14 protein-coding genes are annotated in these 23448 nt (G+C 29.9%); 2 read left to right on the top strand and 12 right to left on the bottom strand.

What is annotated here, in order from left to right; all coding sequences use genetic code 4:
• Positions 1-396: 396 nt before the first annotated feature.
• The 7 genes from R7X45_RS02920 to R7X45_RS02890 form a co-directional block, all read right to left on the bottom strand.
• The gene (locus R7X45_RS02920; RefSeq protein WP_318055844.1) at positions 397-1392 is read right to left on the bottom strand and encodes an IS30 family transposase; all 996 of its coding nucleotides are present in this window, start codon (positions 1390-1392) and stop codon (positions 397-399) included.
• Between the two features lie 101 nt (positions 1393-1493).
• Positions 1494-1913: a tRNA (adenosine(37)-N6)-threonylcarbamoyltransferase complex ATPase subunit type 1 TsaE gene (gene tsaE, locus R7X45_RS02915; RefSeq protein ID WP_318055843.1), complete on the bottom strand. Its 420-nt coding sequence runs from the start codon at positions 1911-1913 to the stop codon at positions 1494-1496.
• Between the two features lie 6 nt (positions 1914-1919).
• Positions 1920-6155, bottom strand: coding sequence for a DNA-directed RNA polymerase subunit beta' (locus tag R7X45_RS02910; protein WP_318055842.1), 4236 nt, complete (start codon positions 6153-6155; stop codon positions 1920-1922).
• Between the two features lie 67 nt (positions 6156-6222).
• Entirely contained in the window at positions 6223-9885 is a 3663-nt protein-coding gene (locus tag R7X45_RS02905; protein WP_318055841.1) for a DNA-directed RNA polymerase subunit beta, read from the bottom strand.
• A 195-nt stretch (positions 9886-10080) separates the two neighbouring features.
• The gene (gene rplL / locus R7X45_RS02900) at positions 10081-10446 is read right to left on the bottom strand and encodes a 50S ribosomal protein L7/L12 (RefSeq protein ID WP_010320971.1); all 366 of its coding nucleotides are present in this window, start codon (positions 10444-10446) and stop codon (positions 10081-10083) included.
• A gap of 13 nt (positions 10447-10459) precedes the next feature.
• Entirely contained in the window at positions 10460-10957 is a 498-nt protein-coding gene (rplJ, locus tag R7X45_RS02895) for a 50S ribosomal protein L10 (RefSeq protein ID WP_044285718.1), read from the bottom strand.
• A 288-nt stretch (positions 10958-11245) separates the two neighbouring features.
• Positions 11246-11692 carry a hypothetical protein gene (locus R7X45_RS02890; protein WP_318055840.1) on the bottom strand — a complete coding sequence of 149 codons (447 nt, stop codon included), beginning with the start codon at positions 11690-11692 and terminating at the stop codon, positions 11246-11248.
• 277 nt (positions 11693-11969) lie between these two features.
• Here R7X45_RS02890 and R7X45_RS02885 point away from each other — a divergent pair, with 277 nt between their 5' ends.
• Both R7X45_RS02885 and R7X45_RS02880 read left to right on the top strand, forming a co-directional pair.
• Positions 11970-13736 carry a S8 family serine peptidase gene (locus R7X45_RS02885; protein ID WP_318055839.1) on the top strand — a complete coding sequence of 589 codons (1767 nt, stop codon included), beginning with the start codon at positions 11970-11972 and terminating at the stop codon, positions 13734-13736.
• Positions 13723-14535, top strand: a complete 813-nt coding sequence (locus R7X45_RS02880; protein ID WP_313359217.1) for a hypothetical protein — start codon at positions 13723-13725, stop codon at positions 14533-14535. Before R7X45_RS02885 ends, R7X45_RS02880 begins: the two co-directional genes overlap by 14 nt.
• A gap of 336 nt (positions 14536-14871) precedes the next feature.
• Here R7X45_RS02880 and R7X45_RS02875 read toward each other — a convergent pair whose 3' ends face one another.
• From R7X45_RS02875 to R7X45_RS02855, 5 genes are all read right to left on the bottom strand, one after another.
• Complete coding sequence (locus R7X45_RS02875; protein WP_318055838.1) at positions 14872-16317, bottom strand: hypothetical protein; 1446 nt, start codon at positions 16315-16317, stop codon at positions 14872-14874.
• Between the two features lies 1 nt (position 16318).
• Positions 16319-17818: a hypothetical protein gene (locus tag R7X45_RS02870; protein ID WP_318055837.1), complete on the bottom strand. Its 1500-nt coding sequence runs from the start codon at positions 17816-17818 to the stop codon at positions 16319-16321.
• Positions 17805-20246, bottom strand: coding sequence for a S8 family serine peptidase (locus R7X45_RS02865; protein ID WP_318055836.1), 2442 nt, complete (start codon positions 20244-20246; stop codon positions 17805-17807). Before R7X45_RS02865 ends, R7X45_RS02870 begins: the two co-directional genes overlap by 14 nt.
• Before the next feature lie 350 nt (positions 20247-20596).
• Positions 20597-21409, bottom strand: a complete 813-nt coding sequence (locus R7X45_RS02860) for a hypothetical protein (protein ID WP_318055835.1) — start codon at positions 21407-21409, stop codon at positions 20597-20599.
• Positions 21396-23282, bottom strand: coding sequence for an AAA family ATPase (locus R7X45_RS02855; protein WP_318055834.1), 1887 nt, complete (start codon positions 23280-23282; stop codon positions 21396-21398). Before R7X45_RS02855 ends, R7X45_RS02860 begins: the two co-directional genes overlap by 14 nt.
• Between the last annotated feature and the right edge of the window lie 166 nt (positions 23283-23448).

The raw sequence follows: 23448 nt of genomic DNA, 5'->3' as shown, positions 1-23448 counted from the left end.
AATGGATAATTCACATTTTCTAATTTTTTTATGACAAAAACATAACTTATTCCCCTTAATTCAATATCAAAATTTATTAATTATTCTTAAGTGTTGTTAATTATAACATAACTTTATTTTTGACCAAACATTTTTTTTTTTTTTTTGCAAAGGGTTAATTTCAAAACTATAAAAATTAAAGTTTTACACCAAAAAAACCCGGATTTACGGGTGTTTTTTCATATTTAGATTCACTAAAAAGTGAATTTTCGCCATCAAGCCGCCAAACTCAGGCAAAGTGGGTTAAAATATTGTCAAAAACTAAAAAAACCTATGAATTCATAGGTTCCCAAATTAAAAATATAAATGCAACACATAGATATTTTTGAAATCGCCAAACGGCGATTTTTTTAAATCTTAAATAACTAAGTTATCATTAAAGACCTCAAAAGCGGATTTTCAATTAAAAATTTCCCTAGGCATTGAGTTAATTTTACTGATTGTATTTTGTAAATCATCATCACTAATTAGGTTAAAATCAAAACCTTTTGGATAAAACCTTCTAATTAATCCGTTTGCATGCTCGTTAGAACCTCTTTGAAATGAAGCATATGGTTCTGCTTTATAAATTATTACTCTTAATCAATATGCCAATATTGCAATTTCCTCGAATTCAATCCCATTGTCGCAAGTGATAGTTTTGATAACTAAATTATTTTCATTTGCAAGATCTTTGATGGCTTTATTGATGGCTTTTGGATTTTTGCTTCGCACTTTTTTAGCAAATAATTTTCTAGTTTTTCTTTCTACTAAAGTTAGGATATTATCATGTCCACTGGCTTTTTTGCCAACTACTAAATCTAGCTCTCAATGTCCAAAATCTTGCCTAGAATCTATGGATTTATCACGTGCTCAAATGGGTTTTACATAACCTTCTGGAACTAATCTTTGCACGGCATTTCTGGTTCTTTTTCCACCTTTTTTGTAATATTTTCTGAGTCTGTCACTCCTAACTAATACCCATTTATTAGTTTTGATTCAGTTAAAAACAGTCTTTAAAGATGGCCTTTCAATGTTCGGGAAATTTTCTGCTATATAAAAATATGTCGCTTTAACTCCATGGACTTTTTTGTCATATTTTATTGCAAAAATTTTGCTAAATTCTTCATATTTTCCTAACACAACAAATCTAAAATAATACCTATGATAATATCTTTTTCGCCTTTTTGTTATTGCCAAATTAGCTTCATAAATTCCATATTCATTTAGATTTCTTTTAATTTCTCTTGAGACAGTTGAGGGTGCAACATTAAGTTGCCTAGCAATAAATCTAATACTTTTGTTCTGCTGCAATAAAAACTCAATTTTTACTAAATCTTCAAAACTAAAATGTTTAAATTTTCTTTTTTCCATGATACTCCAAAAATAAAAAAATGCAACTATAATATTATTATACTATACGTTGCATTTTTATCTTCGATTTAGGAACCTATGAATTCATAGGTTTTTTTGTTTTAGTTTCAACAAAATTGAATTTTTCTTGACTCTTGGTCAATTATCTCAAAACTAATCAAAATTGAGTTTTGAGATAATTCCTCAAGCTTGTTTGCCCATTCAATTACAACAAAATTTTGCTCAAAATAGTCCTGAAATTCGTCCAGTTTTGATGAAAAATTGTCAAGGTCAATATGAACTAAATTCTCGTAGGCAAACATAAAATTAAATGACGGAGAAATAATTTTGTCTTTTATTCCGATTTTTTGTGCAAATTTTTTGGTAAAATCAGTTTTTCCTGAACCGTAGGGCCCAACTAAATAAATAAATTGAATTTTTTTACTAATAATTAAATTAAAAATAATCTCCAAATCAGAGCAAGTTTTGGAGATTATTTGTTGGCAAAAACGATAATTTTTAGCTAAATCTTCAGAGTTCATAAACTTTTAGCGTGAAGTTTTCATGAAAAAACTGAATGGATCACGGATGTCAAATTTGGACTTAGGTTCATAATTTGAATTTGTTCCGGCAGGAATTTTGTGGCCGACAATTATGTTTTCTTTAAGCCCTTCAAGTTTGTCAGCTTGTGATGAAATAACTGAATGAACAAGAATTTTGGATGTTTCTTGATAACTTGCCGCAGCCAAAAATGAGTTTGAAAGCAATGGAATTTGTTTAGCACCTTTGACAATTATGTTTCCAAAAGCAGGATTTTTACCTTCAGAAATAAGCTGGCCATTGACTTCTTGATAGTCGCTAATGTCAACAATTGATCCAATGAAGAAATTAGAGTCGCCACTTTCAGTAATTTGAATTTTTGACAACATTTGGCGAATAATAATTTCAATGTATTTATCAGAAATTGTTATTCCTTGCATACGGTAAATTCTTTGAATTTCTTTGAGCAGGTAGTTTTGTAGTGTTCTAGCATCAGAAATTGCCAATAATTCTTTTAGAATAATCGGCCCTTCAACTAGTTTTTGACCTGGAATAACTTTGTCGCCAACTTGAACTCGAAGTTTCTGATTTTGCTCAACACGGACCATATGTTCAGCTTTTTCACCTTGGGCATTTTTATAGTCAATTGTAATTAAAAGTCCTTTGCTTGTAGCGTTTTTTTCCGACAGATCAGAAATTTTGGTGATTGTTCCATAATAAGGTGAAATTTTTGCTGGTCGACCTCAAGGGTGTTCGTGAGAGTCAATTAGTTCAATTAGACGGGTAAATCCACCTGTAATATCTTCAACGTTGGCAACCCCTCCGGTGTGGAAAGTTCTCATCGTTAGCTGAGTTCCTGGCTCACCAATTGACTGGGCAGCAATAATTCCGACAGCCTCACCAATTGAAACTAAACGGTTTGTTGCCAAATCTTTTCCGTAGCATTTTTTGCAGACACTATTTTTGATATGACAGGACAAAATTGAACGAATTTCCACTTTTTTAACACCAGCATTTGCGATTTGTTTTGCAATTTGGAGATTAACAAGTTGTCCACCGCTAGCAATTTTATTTCCTTTTGAATCATAGACATCTTTATTTAAAAAGCGACCTTCAATTCTTTCAATTAAAGGAACGATTATTGTATTTGTTTTAGTGTCAATTATGTCTTTAACCACAAAGCCAAAATCTGAAAAACAGTCATCGGCTGCAACAACAATGTTTTGGGCAACGTCAACTAGTCTTCGAGTTAGGTAACCTGATTTTGCAGTGTTAAGGGCTGTATCGGTTAGACCTTTTCTAGCTCCGTGAGTTGAAGAGTAAAATTCAAATGAAGTTAGACCCTCAACAAATGATGACTTAACCGGAACTTCAACAATTGAACGAACAACACGTTCGTTTTCAGCATCGACCTTCAAGGCCTTAACGTTGTTGGCCATCAGACCACGCATTCCGGCAAGTTGGACGAAGTTAGAAATATTACCTCTAGCTCCAGATTTCATCATCATTACCAGCGAGTTGTGGGCTTCATTTACAATTGATTCATTAAGGTCGTCTTGAATTTCGTTCTTAATTTGGGTTCATTTTGCAATCGCTAGAACATATCTTTCATCATCAGTGATTAGACCTTGGTTGAAAAAGTTATTAAGTTGACTAATATATTTTTCACCTTCGGCGATAAATTCGTGTTTTTTAGGTGCGACTTTAATGTCACTAATTGCAATTGAGGTTCCTGAAATTGTTGAATAGTAAAATCCAAGATCCTTAATTTTATCAAGAATTGAAGAAACCATGTTGTTGTACTTGAACCAAATTTTTTCGAGGAGGTCAACTTTTTCATGATCTTCAAAAACACGGTAAACTTCGGCTCTTCCGGCTTGTTGTTGACGTTTAAATAACTGGTCAAACTCAAAAATTGTAAATTCAGACAGTTTTGCAAGGTGAGAAATTGGTAATTTTTCCCCTTTGTAATCACGAAGTTTTTCGTAAATTAAAATACAGTCTTGATAATTTTCAAAGTCTAACTGGTCAATAACGTTGGCAATGTCTTCTTTTGCAAGAACTCCGTCATATGTGTCAAAAATTTGTCTTACAATTTTTGCAATTGCTTTTTTATTTAAAGGTTCATTGATTTGTAAATTTTGAATGTAATCACGGAAATTTGTACCGTACGGTAGGACATATTTTTTAATTTGACGGGGATAATTTAGTTCTAATTCATCAACATTGTGGTCAAAAATAAATGGGAAATTTTCAGGGAAAATATTATTTAAAATAAATTTACCAACTGTTGAAATTATGTGTCCACGTGAATTTTTCCCAACCAAAGGTTTGACTGACTCAAAAGGTAAAACGACTCTTGCATGAAGCTCTACAGATCGAAATTCATAGGCTTTTAGCATTTCATCATAAGATGAAAAGAATGATCCCTCACCTTTTGCACCAGCTTTTTCTTGGGATAAATAATAAAGTCCAAGCACCATGTCTTGAGAAGGATTAACAATTGGCTCACCATCTTTTGGGCCTAAAATGTTTTTGTCAGCAAACATTAGTTCTCTAGTTTCACGAACAGCTTCAGGCGAAATTGGAATGTGTACGGCCATTTGGTCACCGTCAAAGTCAGCATTAAACCCAGCAGTAACTAGTGGATGAAGTTGAATTGCCTTTGCTCGAACTAAAACTGGTTCAAAAGCTTGAATTGAAAGTCGGTGCAAGGTTGGCGCACGGTTAAGAATTATCGGTCTAGTTTTAATAACTTTTGCAACATGAGGTCAAATAATTGGATTTTCTTCTTCAATCATTTTACGGGCTGACTTAATTGAGCCGACTTTTTTTTCTTGAATTAAATTACGGATAATTCAAGGCTCAAAAAGAACAGCAGCCATTTTTCGCGGTAGTCCAGCTTGGTGCATTTTTAGTTTTGGACCAACGACAATAACTGAACGACCTGAATAGTCAACACGTTTTCCAAGTAAGTTTTGACGAAATCTTCCTTTTTTTCCAGTAAGTGAGTCAGAAATTGACTTCAAAGGACGGTTTTCTTTTGTTGTTACTTGGTTGGTTGTTTTTTTCTGATTGTCAATTAGAGCATCGATTGCTTCTTGAAGCATTCTCATCTCATTTTGAATGATAATTACAGGTGCTTCGGATTCTTTTCATCTTTTTAGACGGTTATTTCGAATTATAATTCGACGATAAAGTTCATTACAATCACTTGTTGAATGACGAGAACCATCAAGTTGAACCAATGGTCTTAAATCGGCCGGAATTACCGGAAGATTTTTAATAATCATTGATTTAGGGTCTTGGCCTGAATTAATAAAAGCATTAATTACTTGCAATCTTTTATAGAGTTTGTCGCGTTTTTGGTTTTTTATGACAACTTTTTTGTTTTGGTGAGATTGTTTTTGTAAAACTGCAAGTTCAGCTTCTACCTGTTTTTTTTCAGCGTGTAAGTCTAATTTATCAAGCAAATACTCAATTGCCTCGGTTCCAGTTGCAATTCGGGCATCTGAAAATTCTTGAATTACTTCATTGAGTTCGTAATAATCTATCCCGTATTCACGGCCTATTTTACTTGAGGCAAGGTCGGTTAATTCTGAAAGAGCCTCAGCAACTGCTTCGTATTCATCAGTTTCGGGCTCGTAAGTTTCAAGAATTTCCACAAGTGCATTTTTGTAAATTAAACCTGCTTCGGAAATGTCGATTATTTTATTTTTTTGCAGTGATTTTAGACCACCAGTTTCAAGAACAATGTGAGACTTATAATAAATAAGTTGTTCTAAGGCTGTTTTTGAAATGTTGGAAGTTAATTTATCGCCCTCAAAAACTTTTAGTCCTAAAAGTTTTGCAACAATCGAGTGGTCGATTTTGAAAAATCAAAAGTGCAAAATCGGTGTGTTAAGGGCAATATGACCCATTGCATAACGACGGGACAATTTTGACATTATTTGTGATTTTGAAATTTGACACTCTTTTGTGGCAATACAGAGTTGATTTTCGTTTGCTTTACGGTATTTTCGTCCACAAATTGAACATTTAAAATCAACAAGTGGACCAAAAATTAACTCATCAAAAAGTCCTCCTCTTTCAGGTTTGAAAGTTTTATAATTTATTGTCTCAGGACGGGTTACTTCACCGCGAGATCAGTCAAGGACATCTTGAGGGGTTGCAAGTGCAAGCGAAATTTTTTCGATTGAATTTTCGTAAATTTTTGCATACTGGCGAGAAACCTTTGTGTTCATTTTTTAAATTCTCCTTTAAAAATAGGCATAATTTGCTTTTAGTTAAAAAAGTGAATTATTCCCTCAATTAGTCAAAATCGATGTTTTCTTCATCAAAGTCATACTGATCGTCGTTATAGTCAATTTGTCGACGTCCTTCACCGGGAAATTCATCATTATATTCGTCAATAATTTCAGTTGGAATTTCGGCAAATTCAAGATTATTTGTTGTCTCAACTTCCGGCTCATCAAATAGATGTTTTTTGTGAACTTCCAATTTAATTAAAAGTCCACGAAGTTCGTAAGCCAAAACATTGAAAGACTCAGGTGTTCCTGGCCGCGGAATTTGTCCACCGGAAATTATATTATTATAAAGTAAATTTCGACCTTGAATATTATCAGATTTATAGGTTAAGAGTTCTGATAAAACAGAGGCAGCCCCAAAAGACTCGAGCGCTCAAGTTTCCATTTCCCCGAATCTTTGTCCACCGTTTTGTGATTTTCCACCTAAGGGCTGTTGGGTTGTCAGAGAATAAGGGCCAATTGATCTTGCATGCATTTTATCGTCAACCATGTGCTGCAATTTAAGCATGTACATGTAGCCAACTGAAACTGGATTTTCAAAAGGTTGACCTGTAATTCCGTCAATTAATTTAAATTTTCCTGACTGCGGAATGTTAGCTTCTTTGAATAAATCTTGAATGGTGTCAATTTTGATACCATCAAAAACAGGGGTAACAAATTTTGTATCAAGTTTTTTTGCTGCCATACCAAGATGAAGTTCTAAAACTTGACCGATATTCATACGTGATGGCACACCCTGAGGATTTAAAACAATGTCAATAGGTGTTCCGTCTTCTAAAAATGGCATGTCTTCAACTGGAAGAACAACAGAAACAACACCTTTATTTCCGTGGCGTCCAGCCATTTTGTCGCCCACTTTTATTTTTCTTTTTTGAGCGATCAAAATTTTGACCAGCATTCCAACACCTTCTTCAAGATTATCGCCTTGATCTCGTGAAAGAATTTGGACATCAATTACGGTTCCACCTTCACCATTTTTTACCCGGAGAGAGGTGTCTTTTTGTGCTAGTGCTTTTTTACCCCAAATTGCGGCCATTAATTTTTCTTCGGCTGTTGGGTTGTCTTCTCCTTTTGGCGAAGTTCTTCCGACTAAAATATCTCCAGTATCAACCTCTGAACCAACAATTACAATTCCGTTTGCATCAAGATGAGCACGTGATCTGGCCGAAGCATTTGGCACTTCAGCGGTTAGAATGTCATTTCCCGCCTTAGATGAACGGAACTTTATTGTCTGTTCTTGAATGTGAATTGAGGTAAAAACGTCGTCTTTTACGAGTTTTTCGCTAATTATGATGGCATCTTCGTAGTTGTAGCCATATCAAGTACTAAAAGCAACAAGGACATTTTTACCAAGGGCAAGTTCACCATTTTCGGTTGATGGACCATCACAAATTAGTTGACCTTTTTTAACAAAGTCACCGACTTTTACAGTTGGTTTTTGTAAAATTAGTGTTTCTTGGTTTGATTTTTCAAAAGCCCGTAAAAAATAGGTTTTTGTTGAATTTTCGGAGTTAACAACGATTTTTTTGGCATCAACAAAAATAACTTTTCCATCTTCAAGGGCGCGAATATTTGTTGCTGAAAAACGGGCAATATCTGCTTCAATTCCTGTTGCAACTAGCGGTGCCTCTGGTTTAATTAATGGAACGGCTTGACGTTGCATGTTTGAACCCATAAGTGCACGGTTAGCGTCATTATTTTCCAAGAAAGGAATTGCTGAGGCCGAAATTGATGTCATTTGCATTGAAGAAACGTCGATATAATCGACTTGATTTGCATCAAGAACAAGATATGTTTGATTTTTACGAACGGTTAATTTGTCGGCAATAATTTTGTTATTTTCATCAATTTCGATTGAAGACTGAGCAAAACTAAGTCCAAATTCTTCGGCTGCAGTTAGTCAGTGAACTTTGCTAAAATCAACAACACGATTTGTGACTTTATAATAAGGAGTCATTATAAAACCGTATTTATTTGTGCGTGAAAAAACTGAAAAGTTAAGAATTAGACCGATATTTTGCCCTTCAGGAGTCTCGACAGGACAAATACGACCATAATGAGTTGCATGAACATCCCGAACCTCAAATTGAGCAGTATCACGATTTAAACCACCTGGACCAAGTGAAGTTACCCGTCTTTTATTGGCAGTTTCTCCTAATGGATTAATTTGATCCATAAATTGTGACAATTTTGAGGAGTTAAAGAAATTTTTAAACTGATTATAAATCGGTTTGTTATTAATAATTGATTTTACGGTTAGCTGGGATAAATCAGATTTTGAAGAAATTCTTTCCTTACTGTTTTTTTCAATTTTAGTAAGGGCAATTAAAAACTGATTTTGTAAAAGTTCACCAACACTAACGATTCTTTTATTAATTAATGAATCAGGATCGTCATTTTTCCCTAAATTGTGCAGTAAATTAAAGTAATATGAAACAATCGCAATTATATCTGATAAAACCAAAGTAGTTTCGGTCAAACTTGGATCTGTTGCAATTACGCTTACAGGTTCAGTTTCTTGAATCATCGCTTTTTTGTTTGGTCAAACTTTTACAATTGCAACATAAATTCTTTCGCCAAGACGTTCATTACGGCTAATTTGTAATTGGCGTGCATAAATACTTGAATCTACGCCTTCAATTGTGGAGAGTTCAAACTCAGAGTTATTGAATTTTTCCTGAATTTCAATAGCAATTGAGCGACTAATGTAAAGTCCTTTTTGGTATAAAATTTCACCTTCTTTATTTACTAAATCTTCTGCAAGGTAAGTTTGAGAAATTCGGTCAATTAAATTCAACTTTGAATTTAACATGTAACGACCTGTTGCAGAAAGATTATAACGTCTTTCATTGAAAATAATTGATGGAATTAGGTTTTTTAGACCTTCTTCAGTAACACGGTCATCTTTACGAATAATACGATAAATTGACTCAAGATTTTCGTCAATTGAGTCGATTTTGTGACGGCGAATTGATTCCTGTAATTCTGGTGAATTTCCAAAATACTTACGAATTGTTTCGTTTGTAAAGCCAAGACTTTTTAAAAACGCCATTAAAGGGATGTTTTTATGTTTATCAACACGAAACTTAACTGTGTCAACTTGGTTTCCAGTAACTTTGTGGAAAATTTCCATTCATGAACCAAGTTGCGGAATAATTTCGACCTTATTAAAAAGGTCATCAGCTTGACGATTTCGAACATTTTCACGAAAACAAACACCTGGAGAGCGAATTAATTGTGAAACAATAACTTTTTCAAAGCCATTTATAATAAAAGTTCCGCCTTGGGTCATAAATGGAAACTCAGAAAGTAAAATTTCTTGCTCTTCCATTTCACCATCTTCAACTTGAATTTTAACTAAAGTAACATAAACTCTAGCAGCATAAGTTTTACCTTTAATTTTAGCTTCACGAATCGCTAAATATTCATTTTCAGGTTTTTCAACTCTAATTGAATCAGGACGAAATTTAATTTCCAATTTACCGTTTGAAGAAACAATTGGAAAAATTTTATCAAATGCTTGTGCAATTCCAGTGCTTAAAAACCAGTCAAAAGATTCACGCAAGGAATCTAAGAAATCTGGCGTTTCTAGTGTATTATTTGTCTTTCCGTAAAAACGGCGCTGGGTTCCTATGCCATAAGATTTTAGCTTAAATAATTGGTTCATGACTCACCCCTTTTTCCCCTTTTTTGTTTAGGTTATATATTATATTTAAAAAGCAAAAAAATCAAAGCGTTTTTATACAAAATTTCAAAAAAATTAATAAAATATTAAAAAAATATTTTATTTTAGTAAAGTAAAAATAACAAAAAAGGCGTTTAGAACACCATTTTTGCTTTTTAAAATTAATTTTTTGAAATATTAATCAATAGAAACTTCAGCTCCGGCTTCTACTAATTTAGCTTTGTATTCCTCAGCTTCTTCAGGTTTTATTGCTTCTTTTATGACAGAAGGTGCTGCATCAACAAGTTTTTTAGCATCCATCAAACTTAATCCAAGCATATCTTTAATAACTTTTATAACAGCAACTTTTTGTTGTCCGGCTGCTTTTAGAGTTAATTTAACTTCAGATTTTACTTCAGCGGCAGCTTCTGGAGCAGCTGCAACAGCAACAGCAGAAGGATCTACCCCAAATTCTTCTTTAAGAGCATCAACAAATTCCATTACTTCTTTAATTGTCATTTCTTTCAATGACTCGATGAATTGTTCTTTAGTAATTTTAGCCATTTTTTTTCCTTTTTTATGCAGTTATTTTTTGTTCATCTATTAATAATTTAAGTCCAAAAGCCAATTGTTTCAGTGGGGCTTGAAGAGAAGAAGCAAGCATTGTAATTGCTTCAGTGTAATTTGGAAGTGAAGCAATAGCGGTATTTTCTTGCGGTGTAACAACACTTTTTTCGTAAATCCCACCTTTTAATATTAATAAAGGTTGATCTTTTGCGACTTTTGTAATAATTTTAGCGGGTGCAATTGGGTCTTCAAGACCAAAAGCAAATAAATTCGGACCCACTAATTCTGATTTTAGATTAGAAAAACCGAGTTCATCTGCTGCAATTTTGAAAAGTCGATTTTTATAAATTCTAGTAAAAACACCTGATTTCTTTAGTTCCTGACGCAAACTTTCTAATTCGGCAACTGAAAGTCCGCGATATTCAGCAATTGCTAAAGAAGAAGATTTCTCGAGCAAATCTCTAATTTCAGTAATTATTTCTGCCTTTTTTTGGCGAAAAGCGTTCAAATCTAGACTCCTTTCTGTTTTAGGAGCAATACTTTGAAAATACATTCAAACAACAAATTAAGTCATTCTGACAGTTATTATCTCTATGTATTGCCTTAAAAATTATATCAGAAAGAAAAAAATTTCCAAATAAATTAGTAAAAAAAAATTAATAATGGGTTTTTTGACCTAAAACAATCCTTATTTCAAACTAATACCAAACACTAAAGCCGCCATAAAAACGTTTTAATTTTGGTATTGATTTCTTAAAGAAGTGTGATTTCTAATTTTTTAAGTTATTAATGTAACTTATGCAATTTTTGGAGTGAAACTGTCTAGCGATTCTTTTTTATGGTTGTGGGCAAAAACTAAAAACATCAACATTGAAAATACATCAAACAATGGTATGAAAAAGCCAATAATTGCTGTAACTTTAATTACTGAAAGTTTTAGTGATTTTGGCGAATTTGGTTCTATATTCATAAAAATTTTGTCAGGGAAACTTACTTTTATGATATAAGCAATCGTTAAAACTCGACTTACAATAGTAACAAAAATTCAAGCAAACATAGCTGCTATAAGTTCAGAACCAACAATAAATGAGTCGCGAGTTGAAAATCATGCGCTAATGGAAGGGATAACAAATAAGAAAAATAAAGTAGTGCCCAATACAAATTTAGTAAGGCGCATTGCTAGTGACAAAAAAACTAAATTTTTCAAATTGTCCACAGGTTTTCTTGTTTTACTAATTGTCATAATATAATAAATTATAGTCTATTCCTGTTTAAAACCTATAAATTTATTTTTAAATATTTAAGTTACTGTTGTTGTGTAATTTAGACTTTAAAAATGTTGTAAATTTCGAGGCTCAAATGTTTGTTACTGCAAATAAAATTTGAAGAAAAATTCAAAAAATTGAACTTTTTAAATTTTTTGATATAAAAGTATTTATTTGCAGTAAATTTCCCTTTATTTTATAAGTAATGTTATAATTAATTATATAATTCACAAATTTTCAATAATTAGGATTCTTATGACAAGGGCAAAAAAAATATTTTTTAAATTAGTGCGCTCATTATTTATTTTGGCGCCCATATCACTAGTTACCTTTAATACAAATTTAAATAACACTTTTAACTACCAAACTACTACTAATTTTTCAAATGTATCAAGCTATGATGTCCATGATGTTTATCTTACTAGCTCATCTCTTGAATCAGAGGGCAAAAAGATTAATATGGGTGTTAATCGATTTGATATTTTTATAAAAAATATAGATAGTGGTTCGCTTAGAGATCTAAAAGAAACTCTAAATATAAAATTTAAAACAGATTTCCCTATAAAATACGACGAGTATACTGGGGTTCTTTCGATAGCGCATGTTAAAAAAATAGACAACAAAAAATTACTTGAGTTCATAATTAATTGACTTAAAACAAACAAGATAAACTATAGCAAAATTTATAATTTCAATACCAACACTTATTATGATGATTTTATTAAAGGCAACAAAAAAACATTAAAAAATATCGTTAAATCAGATGTATTATTTGAAAGGTATAATTATCCTCATTTTTATTCTGAAACCGAAAATGTTCAAGCATATAATATGGTTGGCTTGAATATCGAAGACCGTTCTAAACACTTTACAAGATTTATTGACTCAGACGTTAAAGTGGGTATTTTAGAGTGGGGAGGTGTGATTGAAGATAATTACAAAGGTTTTACTTGAAACAAAAAATATGGTAATGACATGTGATGAAGGAACCATTGGTTATACGGTGAAAGTTACTCACGTCACGCTTCGCAGGTTGCTGAAATTATTGTTGGGAAAAAGGGAATCAACCCAACTTTAGGCCTTGTTTCTGTTGAGATAAGTTTAAATTGAAATGGTATATCTGGCGAAATGAATTATCTATTATATTACACAAATATTGTAAATAATAGTTGAAGTATTGTGCAGTTTCTATCTAAATATAATTGACTATCAGAATATTTTGATAGTTTAATATATAATAATAACGAATTGATAAATATTGTTTCAGCTGGAAACGAATTTGAAAAGAAAAAAGTGTTGGCTGATATTGCTTTGTCGCGAAATAGTGTAATTGTTGGGGCGATTGATTTTGACGAAAACAAAACTAGTTATTCACAAATAGGAAACAATTTAAACTATGTTTCAGTTGTTGCACCTGGTACATACACCTTTTCCGAACAATCACCAGTCAAAGATGAAAATGGTACAATAATTGGTTATTCATATCAGGCAAGTGGTACAAGTTTTGCTGCGCCTGTTATAACAGCAATAGCTGGTACATTAAAACAAAAATTCAAAGGTTACTTTGATTTAGGCTCTGATTCTTTAATTTTTAAAACCTCTTTAATCGCAGGATCCAGAAAACCTAAAAATTCATCAACAATCTATAGTCCTGAAACAGGCTATGGCATACCAGAATATAAGAAAATTGAGGAAGCTGTCCAAAATGTTCTTGTGTTTAAAGATGTGAAAAAATCAAAAAACAGCACCGACAACCAAAGAAAGGTTTTTTTCCGCAAAGGAGATAAAATTCGAGCAACACTTGGTTTTCTTTATCAAAATCAAAATGATAAAAGAGATGTTGACTTAAAAATATTAGATGAAAATAATAAAGTAATTAGTCAATCAACTAATAGTGACAGAAATCTTGAAGTTACTGAATTTGAAATTCCAGAAACAGGGTATTACAAATTCCAAGCATTTCGTTATGATTATTATAACGATAATCTTCCTGAGGTGGTTATAACTTATGTCAAAAAATAGTAAAAGAAATTTTTGAACTTTTTTCTCCCTTGGAACGTGGTTTTGAATTCAAAGCACAATTTTAGTTGGTGTTGGAGGGTATTTGATTTATCTTTATGATCTACAAAATCAACAACAGTTGGCAAAAATAAGTACATATCAATTTTGAAATGATAAAAATAATGTCTTAACATTTGAAGGTGACTATCCTCGTTTTTTTATAGATAACATCCATAAATTAACTGATGAAGAATTAAAAACAAAAAAAGACTCTAAAAAATCATTGAGTTTTAATGATTTTAGAGATGAGTATGTATTTATTTATAAAGATTATGTTAATAAAAATCAGTTTTTGTTTAAAAAGGAAAAACAAGAAAGTGAAAATAATAAGCAATTACATAATACTTATTTAGTTAAAAGTAAGCAAGATCTTGTTGATTTAATTATACCTAATAAGCAAAAATCATTCTCAACAGTTAATAGACATAGTGTTGAAATTCTTGATGAAAAACAGGTTAATGAATTAAGTGAAACAATTGATTTATCAAATAAAGATGCAATCATTTTAAATAATTATGTTAGTGAACTTTTTGGTTATTGAGGCGATCGGAGAGCAAAAGGGCTAAATCTTGTTGATTTTAATTTTAATGAAAATACAAAAACATTAGAATTAAAATGGAAATTCGAAGACTACCGCAAAAGAGCTGTGATTGCTCCAGTAGTAGGATACTATGATTGGTTTAAAAGTTATGTTCTTCTAATTGATAAAAATAAAATTGATAATCTTGATAATATAAAGTTTACATCTACTTTTTCTTAAAATTTTAGACAAGTTTTTTAAATCTTTATCTTTTTAACTTGGAGATTTTGATCAAAAAGTCTCTAATATTTACAACTTTGCTTCATTAGATTTAACTTTTGGTATTGCTTAGTTGAGATATTTTGCTGTTTTTTGTTTCAGTATTAATAGCCCCAATTTATTCCAGGAATTTATAATTACAACTACTGATTTGACCAACAAGATATCTGTTTGATTTAATAAAAATATCCAAATTTTATTCTTGTTGGTCCAGTTTGCATAATCTGTCTTAATAAAAAAATCCGCCATAATATGATAAAAATTGGCGGTTTTTTGATGATTTTGTCAAAACTAAAATTAAGCTGCTGTTATTTGATTATGCAATGAGATAAATTCCTCTAATGTTTTGATTTTTATGTACTCTATCTTTTTAATATCAGTATTTCCAATATCTATTTTTTCAAATTTTTGGAGATCATTTATTGTAAAATTATCTGGTTCAACGGCAAAATTAGGAAACAAATCTTTATAATTAAAGGTATAAATTTTAATTATATCTTTGTCTATCTTTCAATATAAAATCTGATCGTCAAAAATAATTTTTGGATTTTGTTTTTTTAGTATGAATTTATTAAATTCTTCAGAATTGTTATCCTTGTAAGTGAACAAATTTGAAGGGTGAAAAGCATCGCCCCAATCTCAATTTTTTAATTGCGAAACATTAGTAATGAATTTTTTTGTCTCTTCTAATGTAGAAAAAATTTGGTCTTCTTCAGTACTTTGGTTTGATGGATTTAACTCCTGCATAGCATATAAACGAGTGAGTTGAAAAGGGTTTTTCTTAAAAATTTCTTGCTTTTTTAAAAGAAATTTTTTAAACTCGCTTGATTCTTTATGGCGAATAATTTTATTGTAAAGTACAAGATCTTCAATATTTTTAATATGAATATCGAAACTATGGTCAAAAACATGTTTGTTTGACTTATCGATAATTTTGTAAAAAATGTCAAAATCTGTAGTTGTTGTATTTGGACGATCAGAGGGTCTAGGAACAATTACTATTGGTTTCTTTACTCCTGGCATCCTTGGTTGCCTTACTCTTGGCGAACCGGTGTATCTGTACTCTCTTCCTGTGTGAAAAAAATTTTCAAATTTTGAGTCAAAAGAAATAATGCTTGTTTTTCCATCATTTTGGTTATTTTGGAAAATATGATTAGGGTTTAATGATGATATTTTTGATTTTGAATTAAACGATGAACCATCAGCAATATCTTCAGAACGTATATAAATAATAACTGATTTTTTCTCAAAAAAATCAGGAGTTGACAAAATTCTTTTACTTAGTTTTTCAATTTTTAATTTAGAAATAAAAGATAAGAAATCATTTTTATTATCTAAGACAACGAAATTATCTGCAATTTTCTTGTCTTTTAGTTGTCCTTGATCCCAAATAACATTAAATTCCATTGTGTCTTCGTTTTTGGCGCTCTCAGAATAAAAGAAGCCTGACAATCTTCTTAAAGCGATATTTTCACGTAAATCATCAAATCAATAGTCTTCAAATAGGGGGTATTTTTGAATTAATAAATCCAATTTTTGGGGTTGTTTTTTCAAAATGTTATGTCAATATGGGTTGTTTAGTCATAAAAGTTTATTAAGATCAGTTATTTTTTTAGTGTCTGAGATACTAATAAAATTATTATTATTATTAAGAGCCAAAGCAACCGAAACCGCGGTAGCGGCACCTAAATTAGTTAATATAAATCCTAATAGAAAAATTTTTTTATATTTTTTTAAATCCATGCTAGCCTTGTATTTTTTTGTATATATTATTAAATTCTTCGAGTGAATTTACTGTTTTTAACTCAACATTTTTAATATTTATATCGCCAAAATCAATTTTTTCAAACATTAGTAAATTTTTATAATTCAATTTTTCAATATTTTTCAAGGTTTCTGGAAAAATTAATTTGTAATTTAAAGAATAGAGCGTAATTTTGCCTGAGTTTTTATCAACTTCTGAATAAAAAACTTCATCAAGAAAAATATCATCTACATTTTGAGATTTAAGAATGAATTTATTAAATTTTTCAGGTTCATGAATTTTTTTGCTAGGAATAAATAAATTGGCGAGGTGAAATGGTTCTTCTCATTCAAGGTTTTTAGATAAATTTTTATTATAAATAAATTGTTTTACATCGTCAAAATCTGAAAAAATTTCTGTTTTGGGTTCATTTTTTAAATACTGTTCATTTTTGGCACCATATAATGCGGTTATCTTCAAATTATTGCGGGCTAAAATTTTCTCTTTTTTGTTCATTAAATCTAAAAAAGTCGCAAATTCTGGCGATGTTTTGTCCAGCAAGTTGTACAAATACAAATCCTGAATTTTATTTAATTTTATAGTTGATAATTCGTTTGTTTTTTGAAATTTGTCTTTTGGATAAAATTTAAAATAAACCTCAAATTCTGGAATTCCTCTCCTATTTTTACTTACATCTTTATAATTAAAAAGTTTTTCTGGTATTGAAATAATAAAATTATGATTTTTATGAGTCAGAAATTTAATAGGGGACAAATTAGTGGGTAAATACTTTTCATTTATAAGTAATGGGTTAGCTAATTTTTTCCCGTTAATATATATAAAAAATAAATTTTTAGCAAAAAATTCATTATCGTTATCATATTTTAAAAAGGGTTCTTTGGCAACGTATTCTTTAAAAAATTCCTTATACTGATTAAGACCATCGATAATAAAAAAATTTTTAGTAAGTATTTTTTGGTCATTACCAAAATGTGAACTTGCTTGTAATTTTTGGAAGTTTTGACCTTCAGTAGTAGCTTTGTCATACTCATTGGAGAAAAAAGTAGACAATTTATCGAATTCCTTGTCGTTGTAAGTTTTAAAATTTTCACTTTCAAAATATAGATATTTTTTGATTATTTCTTGAATTTTTTCATGATCGTTCAAAAAAATCGGCATTCAGTCACTATTTTTAAACCAAATAGCCTTTTTTTCATCCCTTTGTATTCGCACTAAATCATTATAGGAAAAAATGTTAGATTTTAAAGCTTCACTGTCCTTTGCCTTTATAGTGAACAAATTTTTTTTGGGAAAAATGTTAGATTTTAAATTTTCATTATCGTTTATGTTTATATTGAACAAATTATTTTTTTTAGGGGGTGAAATTTTTGCTTCAAAATTGTTATTTTTATTTTGAAGGGCAAAAATTATAGCTGGAAAAATCCACGGTAAAACAATTAAAGGTGCTAAAAATAAATATTTTTTCTTATTGAATGACATGTGAAACCGCCAAATCATCATCTATCGAATTTTTGAACAAAGAGGATCTATTTTTTTTAACAACTAACCGATAAATTCCTGTTTTTTCAGCTGTATATCTTATTAATTCTACATTTGATTTTTCTGATTTTCCAGAGTTTAATTTAATGTCTTGCCAAAATCCTCTCTCTTTTCTTTGCAAAATTAAATTATAATCGCTAAATAATGTATCTTTTTGTTTTTCAAAAAGTGTTTTTCTATTTAACCACTCATTAGGGTATTTTGGATGAAACTCTTTTTCATATTTTTCTTTTAAAAGTTGGTCTACTGTATCTATGTCATAAAAAAAAGGGCTACCAAGTAATGCTGAAAATTTACCAAATCAAGAATCATTTTTACCTTCATTTTTTGAACTATATTCTGCAAATGGTTCTCATACTGGTTTAGTTAATCCAGCATTAAAGGCTCAAGCAAGAGAAGCTTTTAACTTTTTACCTTTTTCAATTTCTATATCTAGGCTGTAATAAACATTCTCACTATCATTATCATATGAAACACTAAATGTTTTTAAATTAGAAATAGCTTTTTTTATGTTTTTAAAACTAATTTGGCCGGCTCCAATAGCCCAATCCAATCCGCTTGGCTTAGTTTTTCTTTCATTATTGTATTTTTCTAAATATGATTTTTTTGTTGGATTTGAAAAATAATCATCAATTGTGGAAAAAACACCTTCTTTTTCGTTGGATTGTTTTGTTGATTCAACATATAACTTAATTTTATCCAAATCAAAACTACTGTCATTCGCCGAAGAAGCAAGCAAACTCATTATTGCGGGAATAATATTTTTATCTTTAAGCATTCAATAATATGCTGAATAAATTTCTGATATTATTCCAGTTACAATTGGTGCAGAAAAACTAGTCCCAGAAGCAGGGGATTTTTGGCCTGGCATTCCAGTTATATTTTCTCCGGGAGCTGAAATTAATGGTTTTGGTAATTCATTTTGTTCTTTTGGTAGTAATCTATTGCTAAAATCACTAGCAAAAAAATTGTCTTTAGTACCAAAAGTTGAGCCAACAACAATTGAATTTAGAGCATTTGCATATCCAGATATGTAGCCATATTTCTCAAGATCATTATCTTTTGTTAATCTAAGGGCGTTCTCGTTTCCGGCTGCAAAAACGTTTATAACACCATATTTTCTTGACAAAAAATCTAAATAAAAGATGTGATCGATGTATTTAGCAACTGAATTTTCTATAAGTGAATCAATGTTATAAGTGTTTTTAAAGTCAGCCCCAATATCACTTTGACTTATAAAATCATACCCATAACTATGATTTATTATTTTAATTTTATATTCAATTATAAGTCTTTCAAAAACAGTCATTCAAGTTGGAGAGTCAAAATCTATGTCGGCTAAATTTACTATAAACAAATCTGCGCCAGGAGAAAACCCACCCGTTCCACCTGCTATTTTTGATACTAATATTGCATGATCATTTTGATCATCTTTTAGCTTTACTTGTGGTGCTCCACCTATGTTAAAATAGTGTATTTCATTAAATGCAAACCCGACTTTTTCGCCATCGTTTTCATCAAAAATACCGCTCATATCCGGTTCAACTACACCAATTCTTGCACGTATGCGACCAATACCTTTATCATATTCTACTATTTCTTTTTGTTCATGAAAAATTTCTGGTGGCAAAGGTACATTACTAGGTATGTATCAATTTTTAAAAATATCATCATTTGGTGATCAGTTATTATAATTACCATTTCGTCTACCATCTAATATCGTATGAAATCATTTTTTAGAAGACTTTTGGTTTTTATTTTTAAATAATTCAAATGGTACTGCTTTTCCAGAAGTTGTTTTTGGTAAATTATTAATTATTAAAGCAATAAAATCTAATTCTTCCAGAAGTTTAAGGGCGAGATGTTCGTCATTAACATCGATATTTATTCATATTATTGGCGATAATTTGCTAATATATTTACTATTAATTTTAATATTATTTTGCAGAAATAACTTAGTTATTTGATCGAAATATTTGCTGTTATTAGCTATATAATGATTAATGTCATCAATCATTAAATTACTGGTAGAGTCACTAAAATCTAATATTAATTTAATATTTATGGTTTTAGTGTCTAATTTTTGTTCATTAAGTTTGTAATTATTTTTGTTCCCTTTGTATGAATAACTTTCGAACTTTTTTTTAGAATTACGGCTGAAAATTTTTTTGTGCTTTTTCTGTTGCAAAGAAGAAAAAGAATGGGCTGGTTGAGAATAAATATCTATATTTTTACTAAAAATAGGGTTATTTATATAATTTTTTTTATTATTAATAGGTTTATCAAACCAATAAAACACAATAATAATTACTATTGCGGATAGGTATAAAATCCATTTAATGAATTGTTTGTATATTTTTTTATTCATAATTTCTTCGCTTTCTAATTTTCATTTTCTTAGAGCTAAACAATGACTAAACTAAAAGAATATTCACATCTAATAAGACAGAATAACACTAAACTATGAATAGGAAATAAATTATCTATAATATAAATTATAACAATTTTAAATGGCTTTTAGCAGAAAAACTGAAATTAAAATACAAAATTATAATTTTAATAGAAAAACTTAGATTTATGATAAATAAATATAAAAACACTTTTACAACAAAAATTTTTGCAAAAGTGTTTTATTTATATCTTGAGTTTCCCTGTTTGATGCAAAAATTCACTTTTTAGTGAATATAAATATGCACAAATACCGGTAAATCTAGTCTATTAATTTAAAATTAAATTCTTACTTTTTTTAGTTTTTGTGCTTTTTACACTTTTTACAGTTGTTCCGCTCTTTATACTTTTTGCAGTTTTTGCAGTTGTTGCACTTTTTGTGCTTTTTGTACTTTTTTCACTTTTAAGAGCGCTTTTTTTGTTTATACTTGTTTTTGACAAATTAATTTTTTTTGGGCTTGTTGCTTTTTCTTTATTTTTATTTAAACTTATGAATGTTTCAATACCAACGTTTAATGATTCCATAATTCGTAATTCGTCAATTGCATCAAGCAAAGCATTATGTGTTTCTAAATAATTCTCATTCTTGGTTACCATTCTGTATATATTTTCTACGTCTCATCCTTTTTTTAAATCACCGTTTTTAGTTGTTTCTGCGTTTAGTGGGATATATTTGTTAAATCTCTTGTTTTTAGCAACTATAGAGATATCGTTATACTCAAATGATTTGTGCAATTCAGGCAAAAGTCTAAAATCATAATTTGTATATGAAAACCAATTTTTTACTTTATAAATATCCAAGAAGCTAATTAGTCGAACAGTTATTTCTTTACGTGTTTGAAGAATAATAGATTCTTCTATAAATTTAAGGGGAAGAGGGGCAAAAGTTTTATCAACATACTTTCCACCTACTTTTCAATTGTTTTCTATTATTCAATATTTTTTATCAATTAATTTAAAATTAGTACTATCAGCAATTACAACTCCAACGGAAAAAATTTCATTATTGTAGTTTGATTCTACATCAATTACAGCAATGTATTTATTCACGTTAGCTTTTTTTTGTTTTTTAATTGCTTCCATGTGTTTTCTCAAATTTTTTTTGGCCATTAGTTTTATAAGCTCCTTTTGAAATTGTTTGTGCAAGTTTTTCACTGAATTCTTCTCGATTTTTGATTCTAATTTCGTGCATTTCGTTATTTCGAATATTTCACAATATACCTTTTTCTTTTCTTAAAGCTAGCATATATGAAGCAGTCTGTAAAAAATGAGCAGTTGTTAAATCGCTAACAAATTTAAGTTCATAAACTATATCTTCCTTGATAACATCAGCAATTCCCTGAGCTTTTAATGTGAGATCATTATCGCTAAAGTCCATTCAACATTCTTGTTGAATTATCTCGTCTTTTTCAAACACTTTTGATAATCTTTTATGCATTTGATCAACAGCATTATCATCAACAAAATCAGGCTGCGTTTGTTTAATGTATCTTTCTTGTTGTGTTTTCAAATAAACAAAAAAGAGTGTTAAATCTTTTATTGAATTTCTTTCTTTGATGTAATTTTTATACTCGAGTGTTAACTTTTTTTGCATGTTTGGCGAATCTCAATATCTAGTTGCGATAAAAAACTCAATTTCTTTATCTAAATCCCAACCGTCGAAATAAGATGCTTCAAGATAGATCCCTATACATGGTGTAAGATCAATTAAATCATCATGTGTTTGTGCTTTTATTTCGTTTGTATCTTCGGTTTTAATTTTTTTTAGTTCAAGCATTTTTAACATATCTTGAAGATCAATATCATACTTGTGATCAAACATATCAGACATTAAAAATAAATCATTGTCTCTTTTTCTAAAATTTTTGTATTGTTTGATGATTTCTTCATTTAATAATGGGATTGACTCTTTTGGATTTAAAAAGATGATTTTTTCTTTGCCCCTACTTGCCGCTACACAAAATATGTTTTTTACTATTTCATAATTTGCAGTAATTTTATCTAACCGGTTTTCTCAATAATTTATGGTAAAATTAAAAATAACACAAATAGGTTTTTCCAATCCTTTTGAGCTATCATATGTTGTAAAAATAGCTGAATTTTTTTTGGGCGACAAATTTGCGTCTTTTTCTCTTATAGAAGCATAAACGGTTTTTTTATTAAAAATATCACTATGATTTTCTTCAAGATAGTTTAATACTTCTGCCATTTCTTCACTAAATCCAGGGCCTAAACATAAGATATCAGCAGGTTTTTGTGTAGACAAAAATTCCTTAATTTCCTCAAGTTCCATATATTCAATCTGGCAATTTTCGTTAACTCCGTTAATTGTTTTATCTCAAATTCGCCCCAACATATTAGCGTGTTCTTTTGGCATTCTGAAGGAAAATGTTAAGCTAATTTGTTTATATGATTCTAAAAATTTATCAATAAAATCAGTAACATTTAATTTTGTATTATCGTAAATTTTCTGACTCATATCCCCAACAGCAACAATTTGTATGTTAGGATTTTCTTGTTTTATTTTTTCCAATAACAAAGATATTTCTTCAGTAATATCTTGATATTCATCAATTAATAGAACATCATAAGCCCCAACAGAAATGTTATTTCTTAAAAATATTCTAATTGAATCCGCTGAAGAAGAATTAATACCATTTCTTCGCAAAAATCCGTATGCAAATCCGTGATAATTTTGTACCTTAACATTTTTGTTTTTTATCTTATTTTTAGCTTCAATTTTTAATAGTCTGTTGTAAGTTAAGTACAAAATTTTTTTATCAATAGGAAATTTGTCACAGAGAACTTGAATTACTGATGTTTTTCCACTTCCAATACAAGCATCAACTAGGATATTTTCCCCTTTTAATGCTAAATTAACAACATTTTGTTGTTCTTCTGTGAGTTTTTCTGCAATATTTTCAGTTTTTTGTTTTTCTTTTGTTTTTCTAGCCATAATTCTCTTAGTTATTAAGTTTTTTTATAGATTAAAACAATAGAAAAAACCAACGTTTAGTTTTTTCTATTGTTTTGCGATTCAAGGAAACCCTATAAATTTTAGGGCTGTTTGGAAAAATTATCCTAAGAAAATTATAGCATAAATTTTTGACAATTAAAACTGT

It is taken from the genome of Mesomycoplasma ovipneumoniae, from assembly GCF_033343935.1.
GTDB lineage: Bacteria > Bacillota_I > Bacilli_A > Mycoplasmatales > Metamycoplasmataceae > Mesomycoplasma > Mesomycoplasma ovipneumoniae_G.
This window is presented reverse-complemented; position numbering and strand designations above follow the sequence as displayed.